Raw genomic sequence first — 15,563 nt, 5'->3', positions numbered from 1 at the left:
GACAGCCTCCTCACGCCCGGTCAGCCTGGCGTTCGCCAAGCAGCCCATTGGGCCGGAACAGCAACACCAGGATCAGCACCGCAAAGGCGAAGATGTCCTGGTAGTTGGCCCCCAGGAAGCCTCCCGTCAACTGTCCGGTGTAGCCTGCCGCCAGCGATTCGATCAGCCCCAGCAACAGGCCACCGGCCATGGCCCCGAACAGGTTGCCGATACCACCAAGCACCGCTGCGGAGAATGCTTTCAGGCCCAGCAGCAGGCCCATGTAGGCATCGGCCTGGCCGTAGTTGATGGCGCGCATTACCCCGGCGATGGCACCCAGGCTGGCGCCAATCAGGAAGGTGGCGCTGATCACCCGATTGATGTTGATGCCCATCAGCCCGGCCACTTCCTGATTCTGCGCGGTGGCGCGCATGGCTTTGCCCAGGCGAGTCTTGTCCACCAATAGCCACAAGCCAAGCATGATCACCACGGCAACCAGCATGATCGAGAGCTGCACGTTGGTGACAGTGGCGCCGAACACGTCCACGGGCCGCGTCTCTACCACTTCAGGGAAGGTCTTGTAGCCGCGCCCCCAGATCATCATCGCCAGGTTCTGCAAGGCGATGGAGATGCCGATGGCAAGGATCAGCGGGGTCAGCCGCGGGGCTTTGCGCAAGGGCCGATAGGCGTACTTTTCCATGCCCTGGGCCAGCAGCATGCACACCACCGCAGCAGCCATGATTGCCAGCAGCAACGTGATGACGCCAGGGGCAAAGCCGGCGCCAGCGAGCATTGTCAGTACCGAAATGGTGACCATGGCGCCGATCATCACCACCTCGCCGTGGGCGAAGTTGATCAGGCCGATGATGCCGTAGACCATGGTGTAGCCCAAGGCTACCAGGGCATAGATGCTGCCCAGCACCAGGCCGTTAAGGACCTGTTGCAACAAGATATCGAAATTACCGTCCACGCGCTGAATCCTCGAAACTGCGTTGTCGTCGGCGCGCGGCGGCTCAGCGCCACACGCCGACTGGCCTGGCAGGTGGGAAAAGTCTTCTTGTTATGTCGCAGGCGTGCGCCCGCTTGTTATGGGGTGAAACTCAGTCGCGCTCGACCGACAAGGTTTTCCAGCCACCTTCGGCGAACTGGAACACGGTGGCAGCCGGGTTCTTCAGGTTGCCCTTGTCATCGAAGGCGATGGTGCCGGTGACGCCGTCATAGCTCTGGCTCTTGAGCACTGGCAGATACACTTTGGGGTCGTCGGAGCCGGCCTTGACCATGGCGTTGATCGCGGCCCAGGTGGCGTCATACGCAGCGGGCGACGACTGCACCACACCCACGCCGAACTTGTCCTTGAGCTTCTGTTCGAAGGCTGCCCCTTTGGGCATGTCCAGCAGCGGCGTGCCATAGTTCCAGGCATAGGTACCTTCGGCGGCGCTGCCAGCCATCTGCTTGAACGAGTCATTGGGCAGGTTGCCGATGTTCATGAAGCGCGCCTTGAGGCCCAGGTTTTTCATCTGCTTGGCCATGGGTGCGGCCTGGTAGTCGAGTGCCGCGAAGAACACCGCGTCGGCCTTTTGCGCCTTGGCAGTGGTGAGGATGGCGTTGAAATCGGTGGACTTGTCGTTGGTGTACTCACGCACCACCACATTGCCGCCAGCCGCCTTGACCGCCCTGGTCACCTCGTCGGCCAGGCCTTGGCCATAGGCGGTGCGGTCATCGAAGATGGCGATGCGCTGGGCCTTGAGCTGGCTGACCAGGTAGTTGCCGGCGTAGCGGCCCAGGGTGGCGTCGTCGTTGACCGTGCGAAACACCGAAGGGATGCCCTGCTGGGTCAAGGTGGGGTTGGTGGCCGAGGGCGAGATCTGCGGGATGCCGGCGGCGGCGTAGATCTTCGAAGCCGGGATGCTGGTGCCGGAGTTGTAGTGGCCGATCACCACCGCCACTTTCGAGTCCACCAGGCGTTGCGCCACCGCCGTGCCCGTGCGTGGGTCGGCGACATCGTCCTCGGAGACCAGTTTGAACTGGGCCACCTTGTCACCGATTTTCAGTTGCTGCTGGTTGGCCTCTTCTACGGCAATCTGAATGCCATGCTCGACGTCCTGTCCCTGGTGCGCCGAAGGGCCGGTCAGGGGGCCGGCGAAGCCGATCCTGACAACTTCACTGTCTGCTGCGTTTGCCGTCCCCATGGCCATCAGCAATGTTACCGCGGTCGCGAGGGCTGTACGCCCTCCCTTGTTGTTATTCATGCTCAGCTCCCAGTAGTGATTGGACGAACCTCGACATCGCTTACCGCATGCGAAATGGCCGGAACGCCATCGCACTTGTAAGATAACAGTCAGCAGGCAACTGTCAATGGGTGTATGCTACGCGAGCAGGTAAAATAATTTTCCCGGCGACGAGATCTGCGTGGTCAAGAAGTGGGGCATCAGACGAGCTAGTAAGATGTTTGATAACATATGCCGACAACATCACCGCTGGTTGGCTACGGATCCCGCCGCAAGGGGCATGAGGGCTGCGCGCAACCTGCCGGAGAATCAACCGTGATGAGCCAATCAGTTTCAGGAGCAACCCTTCTATGAATGCGTCGTTAGGCACGCGTCGCGCCAATCTGGCGGAAATCGTGATCCAGGAGCTTTCCAGCCGGATCGACACTGGCACCTACGGCCCGGGCGACAAGCTGCCGTCCGAACAAGCGCTGTGCAAAGAGTTCAACGTCAGCCGCCCGGTCATCCGCGAAGCGGTGGCCTCGCTGCGCCTGGGCGGGCGCCTGGTTGCCCGTCAAGGTGTGGGCGTATTCGTGGTCGAGCAGGATGTGAAACGCATCGGCTTTGCCATCGACAGCGTGGTCGATGACGTACGCGCTGCGGCGCAGATCCTTGAATTGCGCCTGGGGATCGAGGCGGAATCGGTGGCCCGCGCCGCCGAGCGCCGCAGCCCGGCCAGCATGGCGGCGATCACCGAGGCGTTCGACCGCTTCAACTCGCTGGACGGTGCCACGCAGGAAGAGGAAGCCAAGGCCGACTTCGAATTCCACCTGGCGATTGCACGGGCCACCAACAACCCGCATTTCACGCAATTGCTGGAAGCGCTGGGGCCGGACATCATCCTTGACCTGAACCTCAAACATGGCCAAGTAACCGGCAAGAACCGCCAGGCACACATCAAGAAAATTGCCCGCGAGCACGGGGCAATCCTGTCAGCGATCAGCATGGGCGATGTGGCCAGCGCACGTACGGCGCTGCGCAAGCACCTGGAAGAAAGCCTGTCGCGCTACCAGCGGCTGCTCGACAGCAAGGCCTGATCGTAACCCTGTGTCGGCCTCTTCGCGGGTAAACCCGCTCCCACAGTGACCGCACGGCCTTCAAATCATGCGCCGTACCTGTGGGAAATTTCCACAGGTGCCATGCAGATCTTGAGAGCTGTGCAGTACCTGTGGGAGCGGGTTTGCCCGCAAAGAGGCCGGTACAGGCAACCTCAGAGCCTCAGGAATGCCTTAAAGCCCAAGGCACACATACTTGAGTTCCAGGTAATCCTCGATCCCGTAGCGTGACCCCTCCCTGCCCAACCCCGAGGCCTTCACCCCGCCAAACGGCGCCACTTCAGTCGCCACCACGCCGACGTTGACCCCGACCATGCCGTACTCCAGCGCTTCCGTCACCCGCCAGATGCGCCCGACATCCCGGGCATACAGGTAGCAGGCCAGGCCGAACTCGGTGTCGTTGGCCTGGGCAATCACTTCCTCCTCACTGCCGAAGCGGAAGATCGGCGCCACCGGCCCGAAAATTTCCTCGCGCGCCACGCGCATGTCCGGCGTCACATCCGCCAGCAAGGTCGGCTCGAAGAAGGCCTCGCCCATGGCGTGCCGACGCCCTCCCGCCACCACCCGCGCACCGGCCTCCACAGCTTCGCCGACCAGCCGTTCGACACCATTGGCCGCACGCCCGTCGATCATCGGGCCGACCTGTGTACCTGGTGCATCGCCCTGCCCGACGACCAGCTCACCCACGCGCTCGGCAAAGCGCGCCACGAAGCGCTCGTAGATGCCGTCCTGGATATAGAAGCGGTTGGCGCACACGCAGGTCTGCCCGCTGTTGCGGAACTTGGCGATCAGCGCGCCTTCCACCGCTTTTTCCAGGTCGGCATCGTCGAACACGATGAACGGAGCGTTGCCGCCCAGCTCCATGGTCACCTTCTTCACCGTTGCCGCCGACTGCCGCAGCAACTGGATGCCGATGGGGGTCGAGCCGGTGAACGACAACTTGCGCACCACCGGGCTGGCCGTCAGCTCGCCGCCAATGGCCGCCGAATCGCCGGTCACCACGCTAAGCACACCCACCGGGATACCGGCACGCTCGGCCAGCACGCACAGTGCCAGCGCGCTGAACGGGGTTTGCGAAGCGGGCTTGAGCACCAACGTGCAGCCCGCCGCCAAAGCCGGCGCCGCCTTGCGGGTGATCATCGCCGCCGGGAAGTTCCAAGGTGTAATCGCCGCACACACACCAATCGGTTCCTTGGTCACGATCAAGCGCCGATCAGCGTTCGGCGAAGGAATCACATCGCCATAGATGCGTTTGCCTTCCTCGGCATAGAACTCCACATAAGCGGCGGCAAAGGCAATCTCGCCACGGGATTCGGCCAGGGGCTTGCCCTGCTCGGCGGTCATGATGCGCGCCAGGTCTTCCTGATGAGCGAGGATTTCGCGGAACCAGGCCTGCAGCCGGGCGGCACGCTCCTTGGCAGTCAGCGCCCGCCACGCTGGCAAGGCGCACTCGGCAGCCGCGATGGCACGGCGGGTTTCTTCTGCCCCCATCCGCGGCACGTGGCCCAGCACTTGGCCGGTGGCCGGGTTGGTCACGGCAATGCGCTGGCCGCTGTCAGCCGCCAGCCATTTTCCATCGATATAGCAAACTTCACGCAGCAGATCACGATCGGCAAGTTTCATGTCGATTGGCTCGTTCGGATAATGAAAAAAGGTGGGGCCGGACCGCGCCCCACCCGAGGTGAATCAGCGCTTGGCTTGCAGGGCCTTGTCGCGAATCTGGCTGAGGGTCATGCGCGGGGTCAGGGCTTCGGGGTCGACCTGCACTTCGATCAGCGCCGGCTTGCCGGATACTTGGCAACGCTCGAAAGCGGCAGCGAAGTCCTCGGTACGGGTAACGGTTTCACCGTGCAGCCCATAGGCGCGCGCCAGGGCGGCAAAGTCCGGGTTGTGCAGTTCGGTGCCGGACACCCGCCCAGGATAGGTGCGCTCCTGGTGCATGCGGATGGTGCCGTACATGCCGTTGTTGACCACCACGGTGATCACCCGTGCGTCGTAGTGCGCCGCAGTGGCCAGTTCCTGGCCATTCATCAGGAAACAACCGTCACCGGCAAACGCCACCACCGTGCGCTGCGGGTAGGTCAGCTTGGCCGCCACTGCCGCCGGCACGCCGTAGCCCATCGAGCCGTTGGTAGGCCCGAGCAGCGTGCGGAATACACGGTGCTGGTAGCCACGGTGCACCCAGCCGGTGTAGTTGCCGGCACCACAGGTGAGGATGCTGTCGGCCGGCAGGGTCTTGTTCAGCCAGGCGATCACTTCGCTCATCTGCACATCACCCGGCGAGCGCGGTGTTTCGAAGTTGCCGCGGTAGCCGCTGTTCAGGCTGGCGACCCAGTCGGCGAATTCCGCCGGACGCACCGCCTGCAAGGCAGCGGCCTGGGCCAGGAAGCTGCCGGGGCCGGCATTGATGCCCAGGGTCGGCTGGTAAACGCGGCCGATCTCCTCGGCGCTGGCATGTACATGCACCAGCGCCTGCTTTGGCGTTGGAATGTCGACCAGCGCATATCCGCCCGTGGTCATCTCACCCAGGCGGGCACCCACCACAATCAACAGGTCAGACTGCTTTACCGCATCGACCAACAACGGGCCGGCAGCCAGGCCCAGGTCACCGGCATAGTGCGGGTCGGTGTTGTCGAACAGGTCCTGGCAGCGGAACGACGCCGCCAGTGGCACGTTCTGCGCCTGCACGAAGCGCTTCAGGTCGGCCACCGCCTGGTCATTCCAGCCACCGCCACCGGCAATCACCAGTGGCCGCTGGGCCTTGGCCAGCAGCGCCTGCAACTCGCCCAGTGCCTGGGGCGCCGGAGCAGCCTCGACACGCTGGGCCGGGCGCGCATCGGCGACCTGCACCAGGTCGGTGAGCATGTCTTCTGGCAGCGCGATTACCACCGGACCAGGGCGGCCACTGATGGCGCGCTGGAAAGCCTGGTTGACCAGTTCGGGAATGCGCGCGGCATCGTCGATCTGCACCACCCACTTGGCCATCTGGCCGAACATGCGCCGGTAGTCCACTTCCTGGAAGGCTTCGCGTTCGATCTGGTCACGTGCCACCTGGCCGATGAACAGCAGCATCGGCGTGGAGTCCTGGAACGCGGTGTGCACGCCCACCGAGGCGTTGGTGGCACCTGGGCCGCGGGTGACGAAGCAGATGCCTGGCTGGCCTGTCAGCTTGCCGTAGGCCTCGGCCATGTAGGCAGCACCGCCCTCCTGGCGGCAGACGATCAGGTCGATCTCATCCTGCACATCGTGTAGCGCATCGAGCACTGCCAGGTAGCTTTCACCTGGCACGCAGAACGCACGCTCGACACCATTCACCCGCAGGGCATCGACCAGTACCTGACCGCCACTGCGCTTCACTTCGGAGTTGCTCATTGTTGTTCTCCCTCATGCGCTGCGGTCAGATGACCGAATCTTCCAGGAACGGCTTGTTGTCGATCACCCGCTGGTAACTCAGCGCGCTCAGGTCGAGCGAGCGGTAGCCGCCATAGGTGATCAATTCGGACAGCCCCCGACCAATGGCCGGTGCCTGCTGCAGCCCATGCCCGCTGAAGCCATTGCAGAACAGGAAGTTGTTCACCTCGTTATGCGGGCCAACGATGGCGTTGTGGTCCAGCACGCAGAAGTCGTAGTGCCCGGCCCAGAAGTTGACCACCTTGATGCCTTCGAACGCCGGCACCCGCTCAGCGAGGATCGGCCACACCTCTTCGTCGAACTCTTCGTGCAGCACATCGAAATCTTCGAAGTCCACTTCCGGGTCGTTTTTCGGGTAGGTACCGCCCAGGTAGAACTTGCCTTCGGGGCGGAAGAACACCCCGGTCGGGTCGATGGTCAGGGGCACGGTGCCTTCCAGCGGGGTACGGCAATCGAACACGAACAGCGAGCGGCGGCGCGGCTCGACCGGGATATCCAGGCCGGCCATGCGCGCCACCTTGGTACCGCGGGTACCGGCACAGTTGACCAGCAGGCCGCAGCCGATGCGCTCTCCGCTGGCCAGTTGCACGCCGGTAATCCGGTCGCCTTCACGCTGGACACTCACCACTTCGTTCTCGATGTACTCGATGCCCATCGAGCGCGCCTTGCGGCGGAAGCCGTTGAGCATGCCCAGGCTGTCGAACCAGCCTTCACCGCTACGCCCGTAGCTGGCACCGGCGAGGCTGTCGATGTTCACCCAAGGGAATGTGCGCTGCAGCTGCTCGGGGTCGAGCAAGTGCACGTCAGCGCCGTGGGATACCTGGGTATCGTGCAGGCGGCGCAGCACTTCGTAGCCTTTGTCATCACCCAGAAACAGGTAGCCGTTCTCGTGGAAGGCCAGGTCCGGGCGATCGCCATCTACCTCCATCACTTCGGGGAAGCTGCGCACGAACTCGGCACCGAATCTGGAAATTTCGATGTTGATCGGGTTGGAGAACTGCTGGCGGATCGAGCTGCTCGACAGCGCGGTGGCCGACTTGTTGTAGGTCCAGTCGCGCTCGATGACCAGTACCGAACCGTTGAAGTCCGGGTTGTTGGCCAGGAAGTAGGCGGTGGCGCTGCCGTTGACCGCGCCACCGACGATCACCACATCGTAATTCTGTTGTTTAGCGGTGGAAGCCATGGAATTAGCTCTCTTCTGATGTTGCGATATACAAGATTCACACTCGCCACGCGGGCTTCTTTTACCCGCACCGGCCTCTTCGCGGGTAAACCCGCTCCCACAATGGGCCGCGCTGTCCCTGTGGCAGACGAGGCGATTATTTCGGGTCTTCGAAGTGCCCGGCGCCGGCGAAGTTGCCGCCGTGGTAGCGCGCGGCCGGTTCGTTCGGATCCAGTGGCGGGTGCTCGGCCAGCACCTTGTCACGGTAGTCGTCGGCGCTGTCCTTGGGCACGTAACCGATGGACGAAGCCAGGCGGTTGTCCCACAGGCTTTCGCGGTTGGCCGACATGCCGTAGACGATCATGTGCCCGACCCGCGGCGCCAGCAGCGAGCGCTCGGTGAGCTGGGCGAAGTCGTCGAACGACAGCCAGGTAGCGAGCATCCGCCGGTCCAGTGGCTCAGGGAACGACGAGCCGATGCGCAGGTTGACCGACTCGATGGCGAACTTGTCCCAGTAATAGCGGCCCAGGTCCTCGGCGAAGCACTTGCTGACGCCATACAGGCTGTCGGGGCGGTGCGCGGCGGTTGCGTCGATGGTTTCGGTGCGGTCGTAGAAACCGATGGCGTGGTTGGAGCTGGTGTACACCACACGCTTGACGCCATTGCGCCGTGCCGCTTCGTAGATGTTGTAGGTGCCAACGATGTTACCGTTGAGGATCTTGTCGAAGGTGTCCTCCACGGGTACGCCACCCGCATGCACGATGGCGTCGACGCCTTCAGTCAGCGGCAGCACATCGTTGAAATTGGCCAGGTCGCAACGCACCAGCTGTTCATGCGGCGCAGCGTGGCCCATCTCGGCGATGTCGGTCAGGCGCAGCTCGTCGGCGAAAGCGGCCAGGTGCTTGCGCAGCACGCTGCCAAGGCGTCCGGCGGCGCCGGTGATCAGCAGTCGTTTGAAAGGCTTGCTCATGTCTTACCTCGAATGCTTGGTGGGGTCAGGACAGCGCCGCGAACGCATCGCGCAACTGCCCCAGGGCTTGTTCCAGTTCCTGCCGCGACGTGGCGAACGACAGACGAATGTAGGGCTCAAGGCCAAACGCCGAACCCGGGACGGTCGCGACCTTGCCAACGCGCAGCAGGTAGGCCGAAAGGTCGGCATCGTTACAAATGACCTGGCCATCGGGGGTGCGCTTGCCAATGAAGGCACTGACGTCAGGGAAGGCATAAAACGCGCCCTGTGGCATCTGCAATTGCAGGCCCGGGATCTGCGCCAACCCCTGTACCACCAGCGCGCCACGCGCCTGGTACTCGCGGTTGGCTTCGCGCACGAAGTTCTGCGGCCCGTTCAGCGCCGCCACGGCCGCCAGCTGCGAAATGCTCGACGGGCAGGTGGTGGTCTGCGATTGGGTCTTGTTCATCGCCACCACCAGGTCTTTTGGCCCGGCGGCGTAGCCAAGCCGGTAGCCGGTCATGGCATAGGCCTTGGACACACCGTTGATCAGCAAGGTGCGCTCACGCAACTGCGGGCAAGCCGTGACGAAGGACACGAACGGCTGATCGCCCAGCACGATGTGCTCGTAGATCTCGTCAGAGATGATCAGCACGTTCGGGTGCCGCTCCAGCACCTTGCCCAACGCAGCAAACTCTTCTTGGGTGAAAATCGCACCGCTCGGGTTGTTCGGCGAGTTGAGCATCACCCAACGGGTGCGTGGGGTGATGGCAGCTTCCAGCTGTTCGGGCTTGAGCTTGAAGCCCTGCTGCGCGCTGCACGGGATGACCTTTGGCACGCCACCATTGAGCAGGGCCATGTCGGTATAAGACACCCAGTACGGCGCCGGGGTGATTACCTCGTCACCCGACTCGAGCGTAGCGAGGAAGGCATTGAACAACAGTTGCTTGGCACCATTGCCCACGCAGATTTCGTCCAGGCCATAGACCAGATCGTTTTCCCGGGCAAACTTGTCGACGATGGCCTGGCGCAACACTTCAAGGCCATTGGGCCCGGTGTAGTGGTTGTTGCCCGCGCGCATTGCCTGGTACGCGGCCTCGATAACGTGAGCCGGCACGTTGTAGTCTGGCTCGCCAAGGGCCAGGTTGATGACCGGTTCGCCCTGGGCCAGCATCTGCTTGGCCAGTACCGACACCGCCATGCTTGGCGAGCTTTTTACCGCACGCACGCGGCTGCTTTGCACGTCCATTTTCTAGCGCTCCTGGGCGGCGTCGAAGCCGTAGTCGTTGCGTGCCTGTTCGGCGCTGATGTAGCCCGCACGCACATCGCGTTCAACCTGTCTGGGGTCGCGCTGGCGCGGGTCACCGTAGCCACCACCACCGGGCAGGCGCAGCACCAGGCGACGCTCGGCAGGCACGAACTGCTGGCCCTTGCCGCGCAGCAGGCTGCCATCGTCCAGGCCGACAAAACCTTCGGCGCCCGCTTTGCCACCCTCCAGGCCGCGTGCCGCGTACTGGATACGGTCGAACATGGCACTGAAGCGGAAGCTGTAACCCTCGGCCGCCGACACTTCGATCTCCTGGCCCAGGCCGCCGCGCAACTGGCCGGCGCCACCAGAGCCTTCACGCAGCTCCTTGCGCCACACCACCACCGGGCCAGCATGCTCGGTGGCTTCCACCGGCATGGTGTGCACGCCGCTGGGGAACGCCGTGGCACTGAGGCCATCCATGGCCGAACGGGCACCCATGCCGCCACTGTTGAACATCAGCATCTCGGCATTCCGGCCAGTCGGGTTGCTTTCCAGCGGGCGCACGCTCAGGTGCAGGTTCCACAAGGCACTGGCGCCCTCGGCCGGCACTTTGCCGGGCAGGCACTTGTGCAGTGCGCCAAGCACCAGGTCGGGCACGAAATGGCCCAGCACATGGCGCACCGACACCGGCGCCGGGTGCTTGGCGTTGAGGATGCAGCCTTCCGGCGCAGTGACCTCGAACGGCGCCAACGATGCAGTGTTGTTCGGGATTTCCGGCGCGACGATGCATTTGAGGCCATAGCAAGCATAGGCCTTGGCGTAGCCCAGCGGCACGTTGATGCCGAACTGGCTCATGCCCGAAGTGCCGGTGAAATCGCTCTTGATGCCGTCGGAGCCAACAGTGAGGGTCACCACCAGGGTCACCGGCACGTCGTAGCCATCCAGGGTCATGCTGTTGGTGTAGGTACCGTGGGGCAACGACTTGAAGCATTCAAGGGTAGCGCGGCGGCTGTGCTCCAGGATGAAGCCACCGATGTGTTCCAGGTCGTCCAGCTTGAACTCTTCGAGCATGTCCAGCAGGCGTTTGTGACCGGTCTCGTTGCACGCCGACAGCGCATAGAAGTCGCCCACTACGCGGTCGTTCTCGCGCACGTTGTTGCGCAGGATGTTGATCAGGTCACGGTTGACCTTGCCGCGCTCGAACAGCTTCATGATCGGGATGAAAAGCCCTTCCTCGTACACCTCGCGGGCATCGGGGCCAAAACCGCGGCCACCGATGTCCACCACGTGGGCGGTACTGGCGAAGTAGCCGATCAGCCTGCCTTTGTAGAACGACGGCGAAACGATGGTGATGTCGTGCAGGTGGCCGGTACCCTTCCACGGGTCGTTGGTCACGTACACATCGCCTTCGAAGATGTTGTCTTCGCCGATGTCGTTGATGAAGTGCACCACCGCCTCGGCCATGGTATTGACGTGGCCCGGGGTACCGGTGACTGCCTGGGCCAGCATGTTGCCGGCACGGTCGAACACCCCCGCAGACAGGTCGCCGGCTTCACGTACGCTGGTGGAAAACGCGGTGCGGATCAGGGTCAGCGCCTGCTCTTCGACCACCGAGACCAGGCGGTTCCACATCACCTGCATTTGAATGTCGATCAAAGTATCGCTCATGGTTCTGGCTTCCGAATCAGGCGTTAGCGGCGCACGACCAGCAGGCAGCCGTCTGGCTGGACCGTGGCGGTGAAGTTGGAGGTGACGAAGGTCGAAGTTTCGCGCTCGACGATGATCGCCGGGCCGTCCACACGGGCACCGACCTGCAGCTCTTCGCGTGGGTAGATGCCGGCTTCGACGAAACCGCCAGCGGCCACGTCGAACACCTGGCGCCGCGTGACTTCGTGGGCGCGGTAGGCAGCGCCCACTTCTTCGATGCGTGCCACCGGCGGCAGCGGCGAACTGGCCCGGACCGACCAGCTGACGATCTCGATGTCCGGTCCTTCGATGGGGCGGCCGAAGAAGCGGGTGTAGGCTTCTTCGAAGCGCGCCTTGAACTCTACCGTGTCGGCAGCGCTGAAGGCTTTGAAAGGCAGCGCGACGGGGATTTCCCAGCCCTGGCCGACATAGCGCATGAATGCGGTGCAGTCCATTTCCGGCTCGCCTTGCGGCATGCCCTGGCGCAGGAAGCCCAGCGACTCGGCTTTCATCTCGTCGATCAGGCCGTTGACTTGCGCGGCCTCGAACTCGGACAGGCGCACGAAGGCGCTGCGTACGGCCTCATAGCCGAACGGCGCACGCAGGAAGCCAATGGCCGAGCCCACCCCGGCACCGGCCGGGACGATGAAACGCGCCACGCCCATTTTTTCGCACAGCCGCGCAGCGTGTAGCGGGCCTCCACCACCAAAGGTGATCATGGTGTAGTCGGCGATGTCTTTGCCGCTTTCCACCGCGTGCACACGGCCGGCGTTGGCCATATTCTCGTCGACCACTTCGCACACGCCGAACGCTGCTGTGTCGGCCTGCATGCCCAGCGGCTGGCCGATCACCCGGGCCATGGCGTTGGCGGCGTTGTCTCGGGACAGGCGTAGCGCGCCACCGGCGAAGTTGTCGGCATCCAGGCGACCAAGCAGCAGGTTGGCGTCGGTGATGGTCGGCTCCAGGCCGCCACGGCCATAGCAGGCCGGGCCAGGCTCGGACGCCGCGCTGTGCGGGCCCACGCGAATCTGGCGCATGCTGTCGATGCTGGCGATGGAACCACCACCCGCGCCGATCTCGACCATTTCCACCACCGGGATGGAAATCGGCATGCCGCTGCCCTTCTTGAAGCGGTAGGTACGTGCAACTTCGAAGGTTTTCGCGGTTTTCGGCACCTGGTCTTCGATCAGGCAGATTTTTGCCGTGGTGCCGCCCATGTCGAACGACAGCACGTTCTCCAGCTGGTAACGGCGGGCGATGTCGGCAGCAAAGATGGCACCACCGGCCGGGCCGGACTCCACCAGGCGCACCGGAAACTCTGCTGCGCTCTGCACCGAGATGATGCCGCCGCCGGAGTGAATCATGAACACCGGGCAATCGGCGCCCTCTTGCTTGAGGGTAACCACCAGGCGGTCCAGGTAGGATTTGATCAGCGGCTTGACGTAGGCATTGGCGCACACGGTATTGAAGCGCTCGAACTCGCGCATCTGCGGCGAGACTTCACTGGAGATGGAAATCGACAGCTGCGGCAGGCGCGCCTGCAGGGCATCGCGCAGCTGGCGCTCGTGGGCGCCGTTGACGTAGCTGTGAATGAAGCCGATGGCGACGCTCTGGTAGTTGCCTTCGGCGATGCGCTCGACCAGGGCATCGATTTCGGCCTGCGCAGGGGCAATCAGCACTTGGCCTTTGACATTCAGGCGTTCACGCAGGGTGTAGCGGTGTTCGCGGTCGATCAGCGGCGGCGGCAGGACGATGTTGATGTCGTACTGCTCGAAGCGGTTCTCGGTGCGCATTTCCAAGGTGTCGCGGAAGCCTTCGGTGGTGATGAAGGCTGTGCGTGCGCCACGGCGCTCGATCAGGGCGTTGGTGGCCAGGGTGGTACCGTGGATCAACTGATCAATGTCCGACAGCGCCAGGCCTGCCTGCTCCACCACCTGGCGCACGCCAGTGAGGATGGCCCGTTCGGGCAGCTCGTAGTCGGTCAGGATCTTGGTCGAATGCAGCACGCCGTTCACGTCCAGCGCGATATCGGTGAAGGTCCCGCCTATGTCCACGCCGACCCGGCATGATGTCGCAGTCATCGTCATATCCCCTGCAGTGCTTTGTAGTTGTCTCGACCGGCTGAAACGGTCTTCATGTAAGTTATATGTTGTCTTACAGGTGGTCAAGCACCTATTTTCCCAAATCTCGCCTTCCTGTGCCGGCTTCTGCCGGAGCGGTTCATCGAGGCGCCGAACCGCCGCGAAGAGGCTGGCACAGGCAACACAACTGCTAGATCAACCCGCAGTCTTGACCATCCGCCCGCCACCCACCGCCTGCGCCGTGGGGAACACTTCCAGCCGCGACACATCCACCTGCCGGGGCATCTTCAGCGCCGCCAGCAGCAGCTGTGCGATGTCTTCCGGCTGGATCGACTCGTAGCCGTCATACAGCTCGCTACCCGCTGCCTGCATGCCCATCGCTGCCTTGTACAGCTCGGTCTGCACCCTGCCCGGGGCAATTTCGGTCACCCGCACCCCGCTGCCCAGCAGATCACAGCGCAAGGCATCGCAGAACAGGCTGACGCCGGCCTTGGACGCCCCGTACACCGCCGCACCAGGGTGCGGCGCGCGGCCGGCACTGGAGCCGATGAAAAACAGATGCCCCCTGCCCCGCCCGACCATGCCCGGCAACACCTGGCGCGCCAGGTGCAGCGGCGCCTTGAGGTTGATGTCGAGCATATTGTCGATTTCGGCTTCGTCGATGTCCTGGAACGCCGCACGGGTAGACAGAATGCCCGCGTTGTTGACCAGCACATCCACCGCCTGCCCTTCCAGCGCGGCAGCCAGCGACCGGTAGTCGCGCACATCCGCCTGCAAGGTGGTCACACCTGGCTCGCCAGCAAGCTCCGCCAGCGCCTGCGGGCTGCGCCCCACGGCAATCACCTGCAGGCCGGCGTCACGCAGCGCCAGCACGATGGCCTTGCCGATACCGCTGGTAGCCCCGGTCACCAGCGCGCGCTGGTAGCCCTCGGGGAATGCGACTTCAGGCATAGATGTAACCCCCGCTGACAATCACGTTTTCACCCGTGGCATAGCTGTTGCGGCTACTGCCCATCATCACGATCCACTCGGCGATTTCTGCCGGCTCCGCCGCGCGGCCCAGCGGGTTGGCGGCGGCCAGTTCGCCAAGGAAGCCCAACTGCTTGGCGCGCTCGGTGGCAAAACCGGCCGGCGCCACCGAGTTGACCAGGATCTGGTCCTTGGCACAGGCCTGGGCGAACGACTTGGTCAGGCTTACCACCGCAGCCTTGGTCGCCGCATAGTGGGCGTTTTGCGGGTGGGCCTTGAAGGCATCCACCGAGGTGACGTTGACGATGCGCCCGGTCACCGCCGGGGCTGCCACGTACTGCTGCATGTGGCGCACCGCCGCGACCATCATGTGGTAGGTGCCCTTGATGTTCACGGCGTTTTCCAGGTCCCACTCTTCGTCGGTGATCTCGAAGATGTCCTGGCGCGGGTAGATGGCCGCGCTGTTGACCAGGCAATGCACCCGTCCCAGGCCTTCAACGATCTGTGCGAAGGCTGCGTGGGCGGTGTCCTTGCGGGCAATGTCACCGACTGCGATTGCCACCTCCACACCCTGCCCGCGCAGCTCTTCTGCAGCTTGTACCAACAATTGCTCGTTGCGGTCGATCAGGCCGATTTTGCCAGCGCCACGCTTGACCATCAGCCGGGCTGTTTCCAGGCCCAGACCCGAGGCACCACCTACGATCACCACCGTTTGATTATCCACAAGACACCTCCGCGATTGAGTCTTTACGTAA

12 protein-coding genes are annotated in these 15,563 nt (G+C 63.5%); 1 reads left to right on the top strand and 11 read right to left on the bottom strand.

Annotated features, from left to right (window positions below):
* Positions 1–10: 10 nt before the first annotated feature.
* Complete coding sequence (locus J3A71_RS12995; protein ID WP_016487590.1) at positions 11–949, bottom strand: branched-chain amino acid ABC transporter permease; 939 nt, start codon at positions 947–949, stop codon at positions 11–13.
* 130 nt (positions 950–1,079) lie between these two features.
* Positions 1,080–2,228, bottom strand: a complete 1,149-nt coding sequence (locus tag J3A71_RS12990; RefSeq protein ID WP_024717576.1) for a branched-chain amino acid ABC transporter substrate-binding protein — start codon at positions 2,226–2,228, stop codon at positions 1,080–1,082.
* Between the two features lie 329 nt (positions 2,229–2,557).
* Here J3A71_RS12990 and J3A71_RS12985 point away from each other — a divergent pair, with 329 nt between their 5' ends.
* Positions 2,558–3,283, top strand: coding sequence for a FadR/GntR family transcriptional regulator (locus tag J3A71_RS12985; RefSeq protein ID WP_016487592.1), 726 nt, complete (start codon positions 2,558–2,560; stop codon positions 3,281–3,283).
* A 192-nt stretch (positions 3,284–3,475) separates the two neighbouring features.
* On the opposite strand, the gene J3A71_RS12980 is transcribed toward J3A71_RS12985, so the two are convergent.
* The 9 genes from J3A71_RS12980 to J3A71_RS12940 all read right to left on the bottom strand — a co-directional run bounded on the left by J3A71_RS12980 (position 3,476) and on the right by J3A71_RS12940 (position 15,532).
* A complete protein-coding gene (locus tag J3A71_RS12980) occupies positions 3,476–4,924 on the bottom strand; it encodes an NAD-dependent succinate-semialdehyde dehydrogenase (RefSeq protein ID WP_016487593.1) in 1,449 nt (482 codons plus the stop codon).
* Positions 4,925–4,987: 63 nt separating this feature from the next.
* Positions 4,988–6,673 carry a thiamine pyrophosphate-binding protein gene (locus J3A71_RS12975; RefSeq protein ID WP_096426211.1) on the bottom strand — a complete coding sequence of 562 codons (1,686 nt, stop codon included), beginning with the start codon at positions 6,671–6,673 and terminating at the stop codon, positions 4,988–4,990.
* A 25-nt stretch (positions 6,674–6,698) separates the two neighbouring features.
* Positions 6,699–7,895 carry an FAD-dependent oxidoreductase gene (locus J3A71_RS12970; RefSeq protein ID WP_016487595.1) on the bottom strand — a complete coding sequence of 399 codons (1,197 nt, stop codon included), beginning with the start codon at positions 7,893–7,895 and terminating at the stop codon, positions 6,699–6,701.
* A gap of 136 nt (positions 7,896–8,031) precedes the next feature.
* Entirely contained in the window at positions 8,032–8,844 is an 813-nt protein-coding gene (locus J3A71_RS12965) for an NAD(P)-dependent oxidoreductase (protein ID WP_016487596.1), read from the bottom strand.
* Positions 8,845–8,869: 25 nt separating this feature from the next.
* Positions 8,870–10,072, bottom strand: coding sequence for a pyridoxal phosphate-dependent aminotransferase (locus tag J3A71_RS12960; protein WP_016487597.1), 1,203 nt, complete (start codon positions 10,070–10,072; stop codon positions 8,870–8,872).
* Between the two features lie 3 nt (positions 10,073–10,075).
* Positions 10,076–11,740, bottom strand: coding sequence for a hydantoinase B/oxoprolinase family protein (locus J3A71_RS12955; protein WP_016487598.1), 1,665 nt, complete (start codon positions 11,738–11,740; stop codon positions 10,076–10,078).
* Positions 11,741–11,763: 23 nt separating this feature from the next.
* Positions 11,764–13,839, bottom strand: a complete 2,076-nt coding sequence (locus tag J3A71_RS12950) for a hydantoinase/oxoprolinase family protein (protein WP_096426212.1) — start codon at positions 13,837–13,839, stop codon at positions 11,764–11,766.
* Positions 13,840–14,034: 195 nt separating this feature from the next.
* Positions 14,035–14,790 (bottom strand): SDR family oxidoreductase, encoded by a 756-nt coding sequence (locus J3A71_RS12945; RefSeq protein ID WP_096426213.1) that lies wholly within the window; start codon positions 14,788–14,790, stop codon positions 14,035–14,037.
* Positions 14,783–15,532, bottom strand: a complete 750-nt coding sequence (locus tag J3A71_RS12940) for an SDR family oxidoreductase (RefSeq protein ID WP_016487600.1) — start codon at positions 15,530–15,532, stop codon at positions 14,783–14,785. Before J3A71_RS12940 ends, J3A71_RS12945 begins: the two co-directional genes overlap by 8 nt.
* Positions 15,533–15,563: the final 31 nt, after the last annotated feature.

It is taken from the genome of Pseudomonas sp. PvP089 (assembly GCF_017875165.1).
Taxonomy (GTDB): Bacteria; Pseudomonadota; Gammaproteobacteria; order Pseudomonadales; family Pseudomonadaceae; genus Aquipseudomonas; species Aquipseudomonas fortuita.
The sequence above is the reverse complement of the archived record's forward strand: the minus strand, read 5'-3'. Positions and strand labels throughout refer to the sequence as shown.

What these genes read in the sequence shown, in the direction of transcription:
- J3A71_RS12945 (WP_096426213.1), bottom strand. Translation starts at nt 14,790, where the DNA reads ATGCCTGAAGTCGCATTCCCCGAGGGCTACCAGCGCGCGCTGGTGACC.
- J3A71_RS12970 (WP_016487595.1), bottom strand. Translation starts at nt 7,895, where the DNA reads ATGGCTTCCACCGCTAAACAACAGAATTACGATGTGGTGATCGTCGGT.
- J3A71_RS12955 (WP_016487598.1), bottom strand. Translation starts at nt 11,740, where the DNA reads ATGAGCGATACTTTGATCGACATTCAAATGCAGGTGATGTGGAACCGC.
- J3A71_RS12950 (WP_096426212.1), bottom strand. Translation starts at nt 13,839, where the DNA reads ATGACTGCGACATCATGCCGGGTCGGCGTGGACATAGGCGGGACCTTC.
- J3A71_RS12975 (WP_096426211.1), bottom strand. Translation starts at nt 6,673, where the DNA reads ATGAGCAACTCCGAAGTGAAGCGCAGTGGCGGTCAGGTACTGGTCGAT.
- J3A71_RS12965 (WP_016487596.1), bottom strand. Translation starts at nt 8,844, where the DNA reads ATGAGCAAGCCTTTCAAACGACTGCTGATCACCGGCGCCGCCGGACGC.
- J3A71_RS12990 (WP_024717576.1), bottom strand. Translation starts at nt 2,228, where the DNA reads ATGAATAACAACAAGGGAGGGCGTACAGCCCTCGCGACCGCGGTAACA.
- J3A71_RS12960 (WP_016487597.1), bottom strand. Translation starts at nt 10,072, where the DNA reads ATGGACGTGCAAAGCAGCCGCGTGCGTGCGGTAAAAAGCTCGCCAAGC.
- J3A71_RS12980 (WP_016487593.1), bottom strand. Translation starts at nt 4,924, where the DNA reads ATGAAACTTGCCGATCGTGATCTGCTGCGTGAAGTTTGCTATATCGAT.
- J3A71_RS12985 (WP_016487592.1), top strand. Translation starts at nt 2,558, where the DNA reads ATGAATGCGTCGTTAGGCACGCGTCGCGCCAATCTGGCGGAAATCGTG.